Raw genomic sequence first — 16447 nt, 5'->3', positions numbered from 1 at the left:
CAGCCGAAACCATGCAAGTGATGGTTGGTTGGGTTAATTTCATAGTGTTTCGGTGGTCATTGCGTTAGGGAAACGCCCGGTTACATTCCGAACCCGGAAGCTAAGCCTTTCAGCGCCGATGGTACTGCATGGGGGACCGTGTGGGAGAGTAGGACGCCGCCGAACAAATTGTGATGAAAAGCCTCGGGCTTGGATCGTGAAAACGGTCCGGCCCGGGGCTTTTCTGCGTTTCCCATTTGTACTGCCCCCTCCCGGGGGCGTCATCCGCGCCCCCGGGAAGCGAGTGGGCAGGTGGCTCAGGCTGCCGAGTCCTGGCTGTTCCGGTCCACGTCCGCAGCCCGAATGAGCTCGACATCCAGGGACTCCCTGCGAATGCGCTGGTCCATATAAAGCAGGGAAGTCACGCCGGCCGTAAAGGGCAGAGTGAGCGTGGAACTGATGACGGCTCCGACACCGGTAATGATCAAGGAAGTCCAGCTGAAGGAAGAGGTGGATTCGAGATCACCGATGGTGGCCAGGTGAATGAGGCTGACCGGAGTATCCACGATCATGGTCACTGCGAATATCAGCAGCAGAGCCACGATCTGCACGCCGAGAATCCGCCACCACGCCCCGCGAACCAGTTTCGCGCTCCGCCGCAGGGACGCGATGACGCCCTGCTTTTCCAGCATCAGGGCTGTCGGCGCCAGGCAGTAGCGGATCCAGAGCCATACCGCGCCGACCAGTCCCGCCAGTCCGCCGAGCAGTGCGAGGGCGGCGCCCATGGCCTCCACCCCGGCCACGTAGAGCAGCAGTCCGGGGGCGAGGCCCGCTACGAAGATGCCGAGCACCATCAGGGGGAGGAGGCAGAGCAGCCCTGCCATCCGGGTCAGTTGGGGGCGGGCGTTGTGCCAGGCCTCGCCGAGGGAGACGGGACGTCCGAGGACGGCGCGGCTGACGACGACGGTGAGCATTGACGTGGCGAGGATGGAGCCGATGAGGCCGACGATCATGGTGAGGCCCAGGGTTCCCAGGCTGTCGGCCATGGCGTCCAGCACCTGACGTGCGGAGGCGTTGTCCCGGAGCCTGTCGAGGGCCTCGCTGTCCTTCTGCCAGATCCCGGTGGCCGCTGTGGTCACGGCCTGCGTGCCGATGGCCACCCCGAGGGAGATGGGCAGGATCGTCCGCCAGTAGCTCAGCATGGTGGTGAGCGAGCCCTTGAGGATCTCTCCCAGGCCGAGCGGGCGCAGGGGGATCACGCCCGGCTGCGGGGCGCGCGGGGGCGGTGCCCAGGGGTGATGTCCCCAGCCCTGACCGGCCGGCCCGCCGTAGCCGGGCTGCGGGCCCGGGGGGTACTGCGGGCCGGGCGGGGAGGATCCGGGCGAGTGCCGGCCCGGAGAGTCGTTCATCGTGTGTCGCTCCTTCTGGGCCCGCTTGCCGGTCGGCGTCCGAGCCGTACCCGAACATCGTGTCACGGGGGCGTGAAGGGCCCTTGGCCGTTAAAGGCTCGTAAGGGGGAGAGAAGTGAGGGGACCTTCAATAGTCGCCCCGGGAGAGGGCAGACTGGGTGAATGGCCGATCAGTACGCGCGACCTTCGGATGCCGCTGCTTTTCCCGCCGCCTCAGCCCTGCGCTGGGAGGAACCGCCGGAAGGGCCCGTGATCGTCCTCCTGGACCAGCGGCGGCTCCCCGCCGAGGAAGTCGAGCTGGTCTGTACGGACGTCCCCGCCCTCGTCGACGCGATACACACGCTCGCCGTCCGTGGGGCCCCGCTGCTGGGTGTGGCGGGTGCGTACGGTGTGGCGCTCGCGGCGGTGCGCGGTTTCGATGTGGAGGAGGCGGCCGAGCTGCTGGCCCACGCCCGTCCGACCGCGGTGAACCTGGCCTACGGGGTCGGCCGGGTGCGGGACGCGTACCGTGCGGCGGCACGGAAGGGCACCGGTGACGGGCGGGCCGCCGCGGCGGCTCTCGCCGAGGCGCGTGCGGTCCATCGCGAGGACGCGGAGGCCAGCGCCCGGATGGCGGAGCACGGGGTGGCCCTGCTGGAGGAGCTCATGCCCGGGGGCGGGTACCAGATCCTCACGCACTGCAATACGGGAGCGCTGGTCTCGGGCGGTCAGGGGACGGCGTTCGCCGTGGCGGGCGCCGTGCACGCGGCGGGGCGCCTGAGGCGGCTGTGGGTGGACGAGACGCGTCCGCTGCTCCAGGGCGCCCGGCTGACCGCCTACGAGGCGGCCCGCGCCGGGATGGCGTACACGCTGCTGACCGACAACGCGGCCGGCTCACTCTTCGCCGCCGGGGAGGTGGACGCTGTCCTGGTCGGCGCCGACCGGATCGCGGCCGACGGTTCGGTGGCGAACAAGGTGGGCAGCTATCCGCTCGCCGTGCTGGCGCGCTACCACCACGTCCCCTTCGTCGTGGTGGCGCCGAGCACGACGGTGGACCCCGGCACGGAGGGCGGCGCGGAAATCGACGTGGAGCAGCGGCCCGGTCACGAGGTGACCGAAATCCCCGTTCCGCCCCAGTCGACGGGCGGGGGGACGGGGACGGGGGTGCCCGTGGCGCCGCTGGGAGCGCAGGCGTACAACCCTGCGTTCGACATCACACCGCCCGAGTTGGTGACCGCCATTGTCACGGAAAACGGGGTTGTTTCCCCCGTGACGAAGGCCGGTCTGGCGGAGCTGTGTGACAGGTCACGATCGGGTAATGGGATGATGTCGATATGAAGGGACGCGTCCTTGTCGTCGACGACGACACCGCACTGGCCGAGATGCTCGGAATTGTGCTTCGTGGTGAGGGTTTCGAGCCGTCGTTCGTAGCCGACGGTGACAAGGCACTCGCTGCTTTTCGCGAGGCCAAACCCGATCTTGTATTGCTTGATCTGATGCTGCCCGGCCGGGACGGTATCGAGGTGTGCCGGCTGATCCGTGCCGAATCCGGTGTGCCGATCGTGATGCTGACGGCGAAGAGCGACACCGTCGACGTGGTGGTCGGGCTGGAGTCCGGTGCGGACGACTACATCGTCAAGCCGTTCAAGCCGAAGGAGCTGGTGGCCCGGATCAGGGCCCGGCTGCGGAGATCGGAGGAGCCGGCTCCTGAGCAGCTGACCATTGGTGACCTGGTCATCGATGTGGCGGGGCACTCCGTGAAACGGGACGGTCAGGCGATCGCCCTGACGCCGCTGGAGTTCGACCTGCTCGTCGCGCTGGCCCGGAAACCGTGGCAGGTGTTCACGCGCGAGGTGCTCCTGGAGCAGGTGTGGGGCTACCGGCACGCGGCCGACACCAGGCTGGTCAATGTGCATGTGCAGCGGCTGCGCTCGAAGGTCGAGAAGGACCCGGAGCGCCCGGAGATCGTGGTGACCGTGCGGGGCGTCGGCTACAAGGCCGGGCCGAGCTGAGATGACGGACGGCGGTGCCGCTCCGGAGCGGGGCGCGGGGCGGCCCGCCGAGGTGGCGGGCGGGATATCTCTCTTCCGGCGGCTGTGGCGGGCGGGGCGGATGCTCCCCGACGGGGCGGCCACGGCGCCCGTCCATCCGGTCCTGCGGCTGTACGCGCGCTGGGTGCGGCGGCCGCTGTTGCCGGTGATGCGCCTGTGGCTGCGGAATATCCAGCTGCGGGTGGTGGCCACCACGCTGCTGATGTCCCTCGGTGTGGTGCTGCTGCTCGGGATCGTGGTGATCGGGCAGGTGCGCAACGGTCTGCTGGAGGCCAAGCGGAACGCCGCGCAGAGCCAGGCGGAGGGCGGGTTCAAGGCCGCCAGGGACGCCGCCGACGCGCAGGCGACCGGCGCGGACGGCCGCGGCCAGGACACGGCCCAGACGGGGGCCAGGACGCCGGATCCGGGGGCCTGGCTCACGGGGCTCGTGCAGCAGCTCGCCAGTGGTGGCCAGGGCGTCTACTACGTCGTGGCGCTGAGCGACGGCGGCTCCGACGGAGCCCATGTGGGGACGCGGGGGCCGCGTGCGTCGGGGGACATCGACCCCGAGCGCAGCGTGCCGGAGGAGCTGCGCAAGAGGCTGGAGAAACAGGGCGCCTTCGAGGAGCCGACGTCGATCCGGCGGAGCACGTCCGACGAGGGCGAGCCCGCGCTGGTCGTCGGCAAGCGCCTGTACGGCATCGGCGGCACGTCGTACCAGCTGTACTACCTCTTCCCGTTCACGCAGGAGGAGAAGTCGCTGAGCCTGGTGAAGGGCACGCTGGCGACGGCCGGGGTGTTCCTGGTGGTGCTGCTCGGGGCCATCGCCTGGCTGGTGGTGCGGCAGATCGTCACCCCCGTGCGGATGGCGGCCAGTATTTCGGAGCGGCTCGCGGCGGGTGTGCTCCAGGAGCGGATGAAGGTCACGGGCGAGGACGACATCGCCCGGCTGGGCGAATCGTTCAACAAGATGGCGCAGAACCTCCAGGTGAAGATCCAGCAGCTGGAGGAGCTGTCGCGGATGCAGCGGCGGTTCGTCTCCGATGTGTCGCACGAGCTGCGGACGCCGCTGACGACCGTGCGGATGGCGGCCGAGGTGATTCATGAGGCCCGCGACGGCTTCGACCCGGTCACGGCACGCTCGGCGGAGCTGCTGTTCGGGCAGCTGGACCGGTTCGAGTCGCTGCTGGCGGACCTGTTGGAGATCAGCCGGTTCGACGCGGGCGCCGCGGCCCTGGAGGCCGAGCCGATCGATCTGCGCGACGTGGTCAACCGGGTGATCGAGGGCGCGCTGCCGCTGGCGGAGCGCAAGGGCAGCCGGCTGCTCGTCGAGGGTGCCGAGAAGCCGGTGGTCGCGGAGGCGGACGCCCGGCGGATCGAGCGCGTGCTGCGGAATCTCGTCGTCAACGCGGTGGAGCACGGGGACGGGCGGGACGTGGTCGTACGGCTGGCGGTGGCCGGCGGGGCGGTCGCGGTGGCCGTCCGGGACTACGGCGTGGGGCTCAAGCCGGGCGAGGCGACGCGGGTGTTCAACCGTTTCTGGCGCGCCGACCCGGCGCGGGCCCGGACGACCGGCGGGACCGGTCTCGGGCTGTCCATCGCGGTGGAGGACGCGCGGCTGCACGGCGGCTGGCTCCAGGCGTGGGGCGAGCCGGGCGGCGGTTCGCAGTTCCGGCTGACGCTGCCGTGCACGGCGGGTGACCCGTTGCGCGGTTCGCCGATCCCGCTGGAACCGGCGGACTCGCGGCGCAACCGCGGGGTGAACGAGGCGGGGGTGCCGCTGGCGGCGTCCGGCCGGGGAGCGCCCGTACCGTCGCAGACGCGGCAGACGCCCCCGACCGTCGACCCGACGGCGCTGCCGGGCAGTGGGGCGCGGGTGGTGACCCGTCCGGGCGGTGCGCCGGTGGAGGAGTCCAGGGGCGGTATGCAGGAGCGGAGGCGGCCGTGAAGGGTGTGAAGAGCGGCGCGCGGCGCCGGCGTCCGGTGGCGCTGGTGGCGGCGGCCTTCGCCGGGGCGCTGCTGGCCGGCTGTGCGTCGATGCCGGACAGCGGCGAGGTGCACTCCGTGGATTCCTCGCAGCGCGCGGACGCGGACTCGCAGGTGCGGGTGTACGGTGTGCCGCCGCGCAAGAACGAGCAGCCCGCGGAGCTGGTGAAGGGCTTCCTGGAGGCGACGACGAGCGACGACCCGGACTACGGGACGGCGCGGATGTACCTCGCGAAGTCCGTCAAGCGGGGGTGGAACCCGGCTGCGTCGACGACGGTGCTCGCGGAGATGCCGCAGGTCGAGGTGGAGACGCTCACCGGCGGCGACCGGGACCCGGGGCGGACCGTGCGGCTGACCGGCAAGCAGGTCGCCCGGGTGGACGACAAGCACGCGTACAAGCCGGACGTGCAGAAGTACCAGGCGAGCGTGCACATGACGCGTGAGGACGGCCAGTGGCGCATCGACGCGCTGCCGCCCGGGCTGGTCGTGGGGGTGCCGGACTTCCAGCGCATCTACCGGTCGGTCAACAAGTACTACTTCGCCGAGCTGGGGCCCGGCGCGGACGGCAAGGCGCAGGACGTGCTCGTCGCCGACCCGGTGTACCTGCGCAAGCGCATAGACACGGTGACGTCCGCGGTGAAGGCACTGCTGGACGGGCCCACGACGTGGCTGGACCCGGTCACGGCGACGGCGTTCCCGCCGCACACCCGGCTGAAGGACGACCGTCTGTCGCTGGACGACTCCAACAACCTCAAGGTGCGGCTCAGCGAGCAGGCGGCGGGCACCGGGGAGCGGCAGTGCCTGCGGATGGCCGCGCAGCTCTTCCACACGGCGCAGGAGTCCGTCCGCGTCGACAGCGTGACGCTGCAGAGCGGTGACGAGACGCTCTGTTCGCTGAAGCGGGACAAGGCCCGTGAGTACGGCCCCGACCGGACGGCGGCGGGTCGGCCCGACCGGCAGTACTTCCTCGACGAACGGCACCGGGTGGCCGTGGCGGACGCCGAGGACGAGCCGCGGCGCGTGGGCGGTCCCTTCGGCGCGGACGGGCCGCAGCTGCGGGCCGTGGCCGTGGACCGCAGCGAGTACCGGGCCGCGGTGGTGAGCGGCAACGGACAGTCACTGTTCGTGGCGGGTCTGGAGACCGGGGCGCAGCCCGGGGAGGCGAGGCTGGTCTCGCACGGGGGCGCCAAGGCGGGGCTCACCACGCCCAGCTGGGACGGCCTGGGCGATCTGTGGGTGGCAGACCAGGACCCGGATCACCCGCGGCTGCTGCGGCTGCGCGGGGGCACCGGGAAGCCGGAGGAGGTTCCGGTGGCCGGTCTGGGTAACGGGCGGATCACCGGGGTCCGGGTGGCGGCGGACGGGGTGCGGATCGCCCTGGTGGTGACCGAGGGGGATCATTCGGCCCTCCAGCTGGGCCGGGTGGAACGGCGGAGCGGCGACGGGGGGCCGGGTCTCTCGGTGCGCGGTCTGCGTTCCGTGGCACCGAACTTCGTGCACGTCGACGCCGTGTCCTGGGCCGGCGGGAGCCGGCTGCTGGTCGCCGGCAACGAGAAGGGCGGCCTGCAGCAGCTGGAGTTCATAGAGACGGACGGTTCGCTGTCCAGCGTCTCGGCGCTGCCGGGGATCACCGGCGTCGGCGGGGTGGCGGCCTCGGAGGGGCAGGGGCGGGCGTCGGCGTTGCTCGCGGAGCGCGACGGCGAGATCGTGCGGCTGCTGCCGGACACCAACTGGAAGCCGTTGGGGAAGGGGTCGGCTCCGGTCTATCCGGGGTAGGGCCTTCGCTGTCCGGCTCTGTCCGGCTCTGTCCGGCGCTGTTCGGCGCTGTCCGGGGCGGGGTTTTCGCGGGGCCCTCTTCGGGTGAGTTGTCCGGATCCGTCGCGGAGTTGTCCACAGGGGTGGCGGCTCGGGTCGCCCGGCGGGAGAGTGGATTCTGTGCGGGGGTGGTGGCAGGAGATCGCCGGGCTGGTGCTGCCGGCCGAGTGCGCGGGGTGCGGGCTGGCGCGGAGCGTGCTGTGCGCGGAGTGCCGGGAGGAGCTGTCCGGACGGTCGTTCCGGCGTGCCCGGCCGGATCCGGTGCCTGTCGGACTGCCGCCCGTGTACGCCGCCGCCTGGTACGCGGACGCGGTGCGGTCCGTCCTGCTCGCGCACAAGGAGCGGGGAGCGCTGGTGCTGACGGAGGCCCTGGGCGGCGCGCTGGCGGGCGCGGTGCGCAGGGCGGGTGGTAGTGGTGCGCATGGGGGCGCGCGGGCCGGGGGCGAGCCTCTGCTGCTCGTGCCGGTGCCTTCCGCGCGGCATGCCGTGGCGCGGCGGGGGCACGATCCGGTGCGCCGGCTGGCGGTCGCGGCGGCCGGGGTGCTGCGGCGTTCCGGCGAGGCGGCCCGGGTGGCGCCCGTACTGCGGCAGCGGCGCGTGGTGGCGGACCAGGTGGGCCTGGACGGGCGGGGGCGCTCCGCGAACGTTTCGGGTGCCCTGACGGTGGTGGCCGGGGGCGCTGCGCTGTGGGCCGGAGGTGCGGCGGTGGTGCTCGTGGACGACCTGATGACGACCGGGGCGTCATTGGCCGAGGCGGCCCGTGCGCTCGCCGCGGCGGGCGGCCGGGTCGTCGGTGCGGCCGTGGTCGCGGTGCCGCCCAGGGAGGGTCGTCGGAGACGGGTGGCATAGCTGTGGCGGTGGCGGGAAGTCGCCGTAGGAGTGTCTGCGGGGAAGTAAGTGGCGCGCGAGGGCCGGGACACCGACCATGGAGTCAAGCGGAACTCGCAGGTAACGCCCGTCGTTCCTCAGGAAAACGGGTGGAGAACACCTGAATGGAGGTACGGCGGGGAAGGGGGTACCGACGGGCTTCCCGGCGAGATATGTTCGGTTGTGAGGAATGGCGGAAGCTATGACTCATATCTCCGAATGGCGCGTTTTGCGCGCTCTCGAAGAAGCTGGAACCGGGTGGGATGCAGGTCTTGCCGCCGGGGGAGGAGGAGGTGGAACCGCCGTGTCGGTGGCTCCGGTCAGCCCCGGGGCCTGATGCAAGAGGGATGCGCTCCGCACCTTCGGCGGGGCGATCCGGGAACGGAGTTCTGCGTGGACATCGTCGTCAAGGGCCGCAAGACAGAGGTGCCCGAGCGCTTTCGCAAGCACGTGGCCGAGAAGCTGAAGGTTGACAAGATCCAGAAGCTCGACGGCAAGGTGATCAGCCTCGACGTGGAGGTGTCCAAGGAGCCCAACCCCAGGCAGGCGGACCGTTCGGACCGAGTCGAGATCACCCTGCGTGGACGGGGGCCGGTGATCCGGGCGGAAGCCGCAGCGACAGATCCCTATGCCGCGCTGGACCTGGCCACGGCCAAGCTCGAAGCGCGGCTGCGCAAGCAGCACGACAAGCGTCTCGACCGAAGGGGCAACGGACGCATTCCGGCGAGCGCGGTCGGGGTCGCCGTCGACGGCGCCGCCCGGCTCGACGACAGCGGCCGGCTGGCCACGGAGGCCGCGGAGGAAGTGCCGGTCACCCGCATGGGATCGCTGGAGATCCGGGGCGAGGGCCCCGTCGTGGTCCGCGAGAAGACCCACACCGCCGCCGCGATGACGCTCGACCAGGCGCTCTACGAAATGGAGTTGGTCGGCCACGACTTCTATCTGTTCGTCGACTCCGAGACCAAGATGCCCAGTGTCGTCTACCGGCGGCACGCCTACGACTACGGCGTCATCCACCTGAACGCCGACCCCTTCGCCGAGGAGGCGCCCGGCGGCGCCGGCGGAGCGCTCGGCGGCTGACGCCGCCCCGCGGCGCGGCGCGCGCCGCCCGTGATCGCGACACGCCACGGTGACGCAGGGCCGCGGGAGTCACCCGAGACGGTGCCCCGGAGCTCCGAAGGGCTTCCGGGGCACCGTCGTGCGGCCGTGCGGTGACCGCGGCAGCAACGCGTCCCCGCCCGGCATGGAATCATGGGCGGGCGGCAACGGCTGGTCCACCGGGACCGGTTGGGCCGGCGGCAGTGCAACCGCGAGGGGCCATGGCCTTCAGGGGGAGGAACAATGGCGGACAGGTTCGGATCCGTGACCGGTACCGGCGAGGACGACGTCGAGGGTGCCCGCGCGGACCGGGTCGCGGGCACGGCCGCGAGGAGCGAGCCCATTCGGGTCCTGGTCGTGGACGACCACGCGCTCTTCCGGCGTGGTCTGGAGATCGTGCTGGCCCACGAGGAGGACATCCTCGTCGTGGGGGAGGCCGGTGACGGGGCCGAGGCCGTGGACAAGGCAGCCGATCTGCTGCCGGACATCGTGCTGATGGATGTGCGGATGCCCCGGCGCGGTGGCATCGAGGCGTGCACCTCCATCAAGGAGGTGGCCCCCAGCGCCAAGATCATCATGCTGACGATCAGCGACGAGGAGGCCGACCTCTACGACGCGATCAAGGCCGGTGCCACGGGCTACCTGCTCAAGGAGATCTCCACCGACGAGGTGGCCACCGCGATCCGGGCGGTCGCGGACGGCCAGTCGCAGATCAGCCCCTCCATGGCCTCCAAGCTCCTCACCGAGTTCAAGTCCATGATCCAGCGCACCGACGAGCGCCGGCTGGTGCCCGCGCCCCGGCTGACCGACCGAGAGCTGGAAGTGCTCAAGCTGGTCGCCACCGGCATGAACAACCGTGACATCGCCAAGGAGTTGTTCATCAGCGAGAACACCGTGAAGAACCATGTGCGGAACATCCTGGAGAAGTTGCAGTTGCACTCCAGGATGGAGGCCGTGGTCTACGCGATGCGGGAGAAGATCCTGGAGATCCGCTGACGGAGGCGGGCCGGCCGGGCCGGGGAGCGTCCGACGGGCGTCAGTCCGCGAGCGCCTTCCGCAGCGCCTCGCCCAGCCGCGCGTCGTCGCAGCGCTCCACGCGCACGTCGGCGCAGCCGACCCACTCGGCGGCCTCGCGCAGCGCCCGGGCCATGGGTGCCACCGTGCCGACCCCGGCGAGCGAGACCTGGCGGGCCACCAGCGTCCGCCCGTCCCGGGCCGGATCCACCCGGCCCACCAGCTGGCCGCCCGCCAGCAGCGGCATGGCGAAGTAGCCGTGGACCCGCTTCGCCTTGGGCGTGTACGCCTCCAGCCGGTGGGTGAAGCCGAAGATCCGTTCCGTGCGCGGCCGGTCCCAGATCAGCGAGTCGAAGGGGGACAGCAGCGTGGTGCGGTGCCGCTGGCCCTTGCCCGCCGACTCGGCCTCCAGCGCCGCGGGGTCCGCCCAGGCCGGTTTGGACCAGCCGGCCACCTCCACCGGGACCAGGCCGGACGCGTCGAGGGCGGCGTCCACCTGGTCGCCCTTGAGCCGGTGGTAGTCCGCCAGATCCGCCCGTGTGGCCACCCCCATGGCCGCTCCGGCCTGGGCGACCAGCCGTCGTATGCACGCCGCGTCGTCCAGGTCGTCGTGGAAGAGGGCGTCCGGCACCGCGCGCTCCGCCAGGTCGTACACCCGCTTCCAGCCGCGCCGTTCGGTGCAGACCACCTCGCCGGTGTCGAGCAGCCACTCGACGGCGATCTTCGTCTCGGACCAGTCCCACCACGGGCCGCCCTTCTTGGCGCCGCCCAACTCGGTCGCCGTCAGCGGCCCGTCGGCCTTGAGCCGCTCGCGGACGGACGCGCACGAGCCCTCCGCGTCCGCCATCACGTGCCAGCGGTGGCCGCGCGCCCGGAAGGCCCGTCGCCGGAACGCGAAGAGGGGCCACTCCTCGATCGGCAGGATGCACGCCGCGTGCGACCAGTACTCGAAGCTGTGCGGCGGCTCGGCCGCCGCTCCGGCCGTGCGCGGCGTCCAGTACGCGGCCTCCACCGCCTCCCGGCCCGTCGCCCCCAGCCGGGCGTAGGGGACCAGCTCGTGCGAGCGGGCCAGCACCGAGATGGTGTCCAGCTGGACGGCGCCGAGGTGCCGCAGCACGCCGCGCACCCCGGCCCGCCGGTCGGGGGCGCCGAGCAGGCCCTGGGCGCGCAGCGCGATACGGCGCGCCTCGTCGGCGGTGAGGCTGAGGTCGGGCCTACGGCCCTTCGCGGTGGCGGCGGTTGTCATGCGGTCACCCTAGAGCGAGGCACTGACAACGCCCCCTGGGGTCAGGCCCCGGCCGGCCGGTCCCGCCCGGGGTACGGCAGGTAGGGCGTCGCGGAGGGCATGCCCAGGTCCGAGGGGAGCAGCGTGCCCGTCCAGGCGTCGCGGCGCGTCCCGTTGTGCGGGATGAGGGCGCGGACCATGCCGTCCATCTTGAACCCGACCTTCGACGCGACCGCCCGGGAGCCCTCGTTCCCGGCCTCCGCGATCCACTCCAGCCGTTCGGCGCCGAGGTCCTCGAACGCCCACCGGACGATCTCGCGGGCCGCCTCGGCGGTGTAGCCGCGGCCGCGCTGTTCCTTGGCGGTCCAGTAGCCGATCTCGGCCTGCCGCTCGGGGGCGGGCAGTTTGAGCTGTATCAGGGACATCGAGCCGGTGAGCCGGCCCTCGTCCCGGGTGAAGACCCCGAACGTGTACGCGGTGTCGTCGCGCCAGCCGGCCGGGCAGCGCTCCTCCACGAAGAGCCGGGCGTCCTCGCGCGTGTACGGCGAGGGCACCGGGGTGTAGCGCGGGATCTCGGGGTCCTGGCAGGCGGCGTGCACGGCCGGGATGTCGGCCGGGGCGAAGGGGCGGAGCAGCAGGCGTTCGGTGGTGAGGGATGTCGGTTCCATGATCCGAGAGTCTGGTGTGTGGCCGCCCCCGGGCGCGAGGGTCCGGGAGCGTTCTTCGCGCACCAGAACTGGAAGGCAACATTCCGCATCGCGATTACCCCTGTCGGGCACCTCATGGGGGCGTCGTGCGTTTACCGTGCGGGTGATACCCGGCCTCCGCGATGACGGACCTCCCGGCGCGGCGGGGTCCTCGCTTACGATGGCCGTTGCGGCGGGGACTGTCCCGTCGTGCCCGCGCACCCTCCCCCCGCCGGTGGCGGGAGACAGCCAGTGCCAGGCCCGACCGGCAAGGAGTCAGCCTACGTGTCCGTCTTCGGCAAGATCATGCGTGCAGGAGAAGGCAAGATCCTGCGCAAGCTGCACCGCATCGCGGACCAGGTCAATTCCATCGAAGAGGACTTCCTCAACCTCTCCGACGCCGAGCTGCGCGCCCTGACCGAGGAGTACAAGCAGCGGTGCGCCGACGGCGAGAGCCTCGACGACCTGCTCCCCGAGGCGTTCGCGACCGTCCGTGAGGCGGCCAAGCGCGTGCTCGGCCAGCGCCACTACGACGTCCAGCTCATGGGCGGTGCCGCGCTGCACCTCGGCTACGTGGCGGAGATGAAGACCGGTGAGGGCAAGACCCTCGTGGGCACCCTCCCCGCGTATCTGAACGCGCTGTCCGGCGAGGGCGTGCACCTGATCACGGTCAACGACTACCTGGCCGAGCGCGACTCCGAAATGATGGGCCGCGTCCACAAGTTCCTGGGCCTCTCGGTCGGCTGCATCCTCGCCAACATGACTCCGGCCCAGCGCCGCGAGCAGTACGGCTGCGACATCACGTACGGCACGAACAACGAGTTCGGCTTCGACTACCTGCGCGACAACATGGCGTGGTCGCAGGACGAGCTCGTGCAGCGCGGTCACAACTTCGCGATCGTCGACGAGGTGGACTCCATCCTCGTCGACGAGGCCCGTACCCCGCTGATCATCTCGGGCCCCGCCGACCAGGCCACCAAGTGGTACGGCGACTTCGCCAAGCTGGTCGTCCGGCTGAAGCGCGGCGAGCCGGCCAACCTGCAGAAGGGCATCGAGGAGACCGGCGACTACGAGGTCGACGAGAAGAAGCGCACGGTCGGCATCCACGAGGCCGGTGTGGCCAAGGTCGAGGACTGGCTGGGTATCGACAACCTCTACGAATCGGTCAATACGCCGCTCGTCGGGTATCTCAACAACGCCATCAAGGCAAAGGAACTGTTCAAGAAGGACAAGGACTACGTCGTCATGGACGGCGAAGTCATGATCGTCGACGAGCACACCGGCCGTATCCTCGCCGGCCGCCGCTACAACGAGGGCATGCACCAGGCGATCGAGGCGAAGGAAGGGGTGGACATCAAGGACGAGAACCAGACGCTCGCCACGATCACCCTGCAGAACTTCTTCCGCCTCTACGGCAAACTGTCCGGAATGACCGGTACGGCCATGACCGAGGCCGCCGAGTTCCACCAGATCTACAAGCTCGGCGTGGTGCCGATCCCGACGAACCGGCCGATGCAGCGCATGGACCAGTCGGACCTGATCTACCGCACCGAGGTCGCGAAGTTCGACGCCGTCGTCGAGGACATCGCCGAGAAGCACGAGAAGGGGCAGCCGATCCTCGTCGGCACCACCTCCGTCGAGAAGTCGGAGTACCTCTCGCAGCAGCTCGCCAAGCGCGGCATCCCGCACGAGGTCCTCAACGCCAAGCACCACGAGCGCGAGGCGCAGATCGTCGCGCAGGCGGGCCGCAAGGGCGCCGTCACCGTGGCCACCAACATGGCCGGCCGCGGTACCGACATCAAGCTCGGCGGCAACCCCGACGACCTCGCCGAGGCGGAGCTGCGGCAGCGCGGCCTGGACCCGGTGGAGCACGTCGAGGAGTGGGCGGCCGCCCTGCCGGCCGCGCTGGAGAAGGCCGAGGCCGCGGTCAAGGCGGAGTTCGAGGAGGTCAAGTCGCTCGGCGGGCTCTACGTCCTGGGCACCGAGCGGCACGAGTCGCGCCGCATCGACAACCAGCTGCGCGGCCGTTCCGGCCGTCAGGGCGACCCGGGCGAGTCCCGCTTCTACCTGTCGCTGGGCGACGACCTGATGCGCCTCTTCAAGGCGCAGATGGTCGAGCGCGTGATGGCCATGGCCAACGTGCCCGACGACGTGCCGATCGAGAACAAGATGGTCACCCGGGCCATCGCGTCCGCCCAGTCGCAGGTCGAGCAGCAGAACTTCGAGACCCGTAAGAACGTCCTGAAGTACGACGAGGTGCTCAACCGCCAGCGCGAGGTCATCTACGGCGAGCGCCGGCGCGTCCTGGAGGGCGAGGACCTCCAGGAGCAGATCCAGCACTTCATGGACGACACCATCGACGACTACATCCGCCAGGAGACCGTCGAGGGCTTCGCGGAGGAGTGGGACCTGGAGCGGCTGTGGGGCGCGTTCAAGCAGCTCTACCCGGTGAAGGTCACCATCGAGGAGCTGGAGGACGCGGCGGGCGACCGCGCGGGCATCACCGCCGAGTTCATCGCCGAGTCCGTCAAGGACGACATCCACGAGCAGTACGCGGCCCGCGAGGAGCAGCTGGGCTCCGACATCATGCGCGAGCTGGAGCGCCGCGTGGTGCTGTCGGTCCTGGACCGCAAGTGGCGTGAGCACCTCTACGAGATGGACTACCTCCAGGAGGGCATCGGCCTCCGTGCCATGGCGCAGAAGGACCCGCTGGTCGAGTACCAGCGCGAGGGCTTCGACATGTTCCAGGCGATGATGGAGGGCATCAAGGAGGAGTCGGTCGGCTACCTCTTCAACCTGGAGGTCCAGGTCGACCAGCAGCTGGAGGAGGTCCCGGTCCAGGCCGGCGAGGCGCCGTCCCTGGAGAAGGCCCCGGCGGACGCGGTGCCGGCCGCCCGTCCGGAGATCCGCGCCAAGGGTCTGGACGCCCCGCAGCGGCCCGACCGGCTGCACTTCTCCGCCCCCACCGTGGACGGCGAGGGCGGTGTGGTCGAGGGCGACTTCACCAGCGACGAGACCCCGGTCCGGTCCGAGGCGGACGGGATGACCCGCGCCGAGCGCCGTAAGGCGCAGCGGAACGGCGGCGGGGGCCGTCGCCGCAAGAAGTGAGCTGAGGGCCCGGAGGGGCGGGACACCAGGTGTGTCCCGCCCCTCCGGCGTTCTCAGGCACGGGCGCCGCCCAGCTCGACGGCCGAGCAGCGCCAGCGCCGGTCCGTGCCCTGCTCCAGGCGGAAGGCCAGCGCCTGCAACCGGTCCCCGGAGACGATCCGCGCGTACGCCTCGATCACCCCCGGGCTTGGCTGGAACTGGTCGCAGCGGTGCACGGCGGGCGCGCTGCCGCCGGGAGCCGGCGGCCGCAGGGGCGCCCTCGGCGCGAGTTCGGCGAGCAGGTCGTAGGCCGCGGGCAGGGTGTGCCCGATCATCCGGTGCACCGGGCGCTGTCCGCTCAGGGTGAGCAGCAGCTGTTCGGCGAACCAGTAGCGCGGGATGCCCGCGCGGACGTGGCGCGCGGCCGGGCCGGCGCCCGGGCGCCGGGCGTCCGTCCGCCGCGGTGGTGCGGTGCGCCGGCCGGTGGTCCTGCCCGGCCCGGTGGTGCTCTTCAACGCTGATCGCCCCCTTCGTCGGGGGATCTTCTACCGGCGGGTCCGCGGGCCGGACAAGCGGTCCCGGGGATCGGCGCCGATTCACCTATCCGGGGGAGGGGCATCCGGTTTCCGCTGGTCGCGGGGGTGGGCCGGGTGCGGTCCCGGCCGCCGCCGGGGGGCTCCCGGCACTTCGAAGGGGGACGCGTCCCCGTATGCTGGCGGGACCATCCACAGGTACTCCGGAAAGCGGCGGACATGCGCGTCTACGTCCCTCTGACCCTCCCCGGTCTCGCCGAGGCGCACCGGGCGGGCGAGCTCGGCCCCGCCCCGCTCACCGCCTACGCCGTGACCCCCGCGCTGCGCGAGTGGTACCTCTCGGACGACGTGGAGGAGCTGGAGTACGCGGCGCTCGGCCGCGCCGCCCAGGCCTCGCTCCGCGGGCTCGCCACCGACCCCTCGGCGCCGCGCCGCCGCGTGGTCGTCGCGGTCGACGTGCCGGACCGCGAGGCGGCAATGGACCCGGACCGGGGGCTCGACGAGTCGGCGCTCGGCGAGGTGCGGCTGGCGCGGCCGGTCCCGCTGGCGAAGGCGGCCGCCGTGCACCTGGACGCGGACGACGCCGAGGCGGATGTCGCGGCGGCCGCCGCGGCGCTGGGCGCGGCCGACCAGGGGGACGACGACGCCCGGTTCACGGTGGACGGCGCGGAGGACCACGAGCTGATGTGGTTCGGTGTCCAGGAGATCCCCAACCTGATCTGACGCCCGGCGGGCACCG

General features: G+C 71.4%; 13 protein-coding genes and 1 rRNA gene. 10 read left to right on the top strand and 4 right to left on the bottom strand.

The genetic code is table 11. The features are described 5' to 3' along the window. Positions 1-48 precede the first annotated feature (48 nt). Positions 49-165, top strand: a 5S ribosomal RNA gene (gene rrf / locus HN013_RS26415). Positions 166-296: 131 nt separating this feature from the next. Here the strand turns inward: rrf and HN013_RS26410 are convergent. After that, entirely contained in the window at positions 297-1388 is a 1092-nt protein-coding gene (locus HN013_RS26410) for a hypothetical protein (protein ID WP_249375414.1), read from the bottom strand. A gap of 162 nt (positions 1389-1550) precedes the next feature. Here HN013_RS26410 and mtnA point away from each other — a divergent pair, with 162 nt between their 5' ends. The 7 genes from mtnA to HN013_RS26375 all read left to right on the top strand — a co-directional run bounded on the left by mtnA (position 1551) and on the right by HN013_RS26375 (position 10159). Then, positions 1551-2705, top strand: a complete 1155-nt coding sequence (gene mtnA / locus HN013_RS26405; protein ID WP_171170483.1) for an S-methyl-5-thioribose-1-phosphate isomerase — start codon at positions 1551-1553, stop codon at positions 2703-2705. Then, on the top strand, positions 2702-3379 hold the full coding sequence (gene mtrA, locus HN013_RS26400; protein ID WP_004946863.1) for a two-component system response regulator MtrA: 678 nt from the start codon (positions 2702-2704) through the stop codon (positions 3377-3379). The genes mtnA and mtrA overlap by 4 nt, the downstream gene beginning before the upstream one ends. Before the next feature lies 1 nt (position 3380). Then, on the top strand, positions 3381-5345 hold the full coding sequence (gene mtrB, locus HN013_RS26395) for an MtrAB system histidine kinase MtrB (protein WP_171170481.1): 1965 nt from the start codon (positions 3381-3383) through the stop codon (positions 5343-5345). After that, positions 5342-7159, top strand: a complete 1818-nt coding sequence (locus HN013_RS26390; protein ID WP_312018719.1) for an LpqB family beta-propeller domain-containing protein — start codon at positions 5342-5344, stop codon at positions 7157-7159. The genes mtrB and HN013_RS26390 overlap by 4 nt, the downstream gene beginning before the upstream one ends. Before the next feature lie 159 nt (positions 7160-7318). After that, the gene (locus HN013_RS26385) at positions 7319-8047 is read left to right on the top strand and encodes a phosphoribosyltransferase family protein (protein ID WP_171170479.1); all 729 of its coding nucleotides are present in this window, start codon (positions 7319-7321) and stop codon (positions 8045-8047) included. A 411-nt stretch (positions 8048-8458) separates the two neighbouring features. Beyond that, positions 8459-9145 (top strand): ribosome hibernation-promoting factor, HPF/YfiA family, encoded by a 687-nt coding sequence (gene hpf / locus HN013_RS26380; protein WP_312018718.1) that lies wholly within the window; start codon positions 8459-8461, stop codon positions 9143-9145. A 261-nt stretch (positions 9146-9406) separates the two neighbouring features. Then, entirely contained in the window at positions 9407-10159 is a 753-nt protein-coding gene (locus tag HN013_RS26375; RefSeq protein ID WP_171170475.1) for a response regulator transcription factor, read from the top strand. Positions 10160-10199: 40 nt separating this feature from the next. On the opposite strand, the gene HN013_RS26370 is transcribed toward HN013_RS26375, so the two are convergent. Continuing rightward, the gene (locus HN013_RS26370) at positions 10200-11423 is read right to left on the bottom strand and encodes a winged helix-turn-helix domain-containing protein (protein WP_171170472.1); all 1224 of its coding nucleotides are present in this window, start codon (positions 11421-11423) and stop codon (positions 10200-10202) included. A 41-nt stretch (positions 11424-11464) separates the two neighbouring features. Continuing rightward, positions 11465-12070, bottom strand: a complete 606-nt coding sequence (locus tag HN013_RS26365) for a GNAT family N-acetyltransferase (protein ID WP_171170470.1) — start codon at positions 12068-12070, stop codon at positions 11465-11467. Positions 12071-12373: 303 nt separating this feature from the next. On the opposite strand from HN013_RS26365, the gene secA reads away from it, so the two are divergent. Next, positions 12374-15196, top strand: coding sequence for a preprotein translocase subunit SecA (gene secA / locus HN013_RS26360; protein WP_171170468.1), 2823 nt, complete (start codon positions 12374-12376; stop codon positions 15194-15196). A gap of 53 nt (positions 15197-15249) precedes the next feature. On the opposite strand, the gene HN013_RS26355 is transcribed toward secA, so the two are convergent. Beyond that, positions 15250-15690, bottom strand: a complete 441-nt coding sequence (locus HN013_RS26355) for an Rv3235 family protein (protein ID WP_171170466.1) — start codon at positions 15688-15690, stop codon at positions 15250-15252. Positions 15691-15927: 237 nt separating this feature from the next. On the opposite strand from HN013_RS26355, the gene HN013_RS26350 reads away from it, so the two are divergent. Next, positions 15928-16431 carry a DUF6912 family protein gene (locus HN013_RS26350; RefSeq protein WP_171170464.1) on the top strand — a complete coding sequence of 168 codons (504 nt, stop codon included), beginning with the start codon at positions 15928-15930 and terminating at the stop codon, positions 16429-16431. The last annotated feature ends 16 nt before the right edge of the window (positions 16432-16447 follow it).

Source organism: Streptomyces sp. I05A-00742, assembly GCF_013055795.1.
Lineage (GTDB): Bacteria > Actinomycetota > Actinomycetes > Streptomycetales > Streptomycetaceae > Streptomyces.
This window is presented reverse-complemented; position numbering and strand designations above follow the sequence as displayed.

Excerpts from the sequence above, each read along its gene's own strand:
- HN013_RS26410 (WP_249375414.1), bottom strand. The coding sequence starts at position 1,388 with ATGAACGACTCTCCGGGCCGGCACTCGCCCGGATCCTCCCCGCCCGGC.
- mtnA (WP_171170483.1), top strand. The coding sequence starts at position 1,551 with ATGGCCGATCAGTACGCGCGACCTTCGGATGCCGCTGCTTTTCCCGCC.
- mtrA (WP_004946863.1), top strand. The coding sequence starts at position 2,702 with ATGAAGGGACGCGTCCTTGTCGTCGACGACGACACCGCACTGGCCGAG.
- mtrB (WP_171170481.1), top strand. The coding sequence starts at position 3,381 with ATGACGGACGGCGGTGCCGCTCCGGAGCGGGGCGCGGGGCGGCCCGCC.
- HN013_RS26375 (WP_171170475.1), top strand. The coding sequence starts at position 9,407 with ATGGCGGACAGGTTCGGATCCGTGACCGGTACCGGCGAGGACGACGTC.
- HN013_RS26370 (WP_171170472.1), bottom strand. The coding sequence starts at position 11,423 with ATGACAACCGCCGCCACCGCGAAGGGCCGTAGGCCCGACCTCAGCCTC.
- HN013_RS26365 (WP_171170470.1), bottom strand. The coding sequence starts at position 12,070 with ATGGAACCGACATCCCTCACCACCGAACGCCTGCTGCTCCGCCCCTTC.
- HN013_RS26350 (WP_171170464.1), top strand. The coding sequence starts at position 15,928 with ATGCGCGTCTACGTCCCTCTGACCCTCCCCGGTCTCGCCGAGGCGCAC.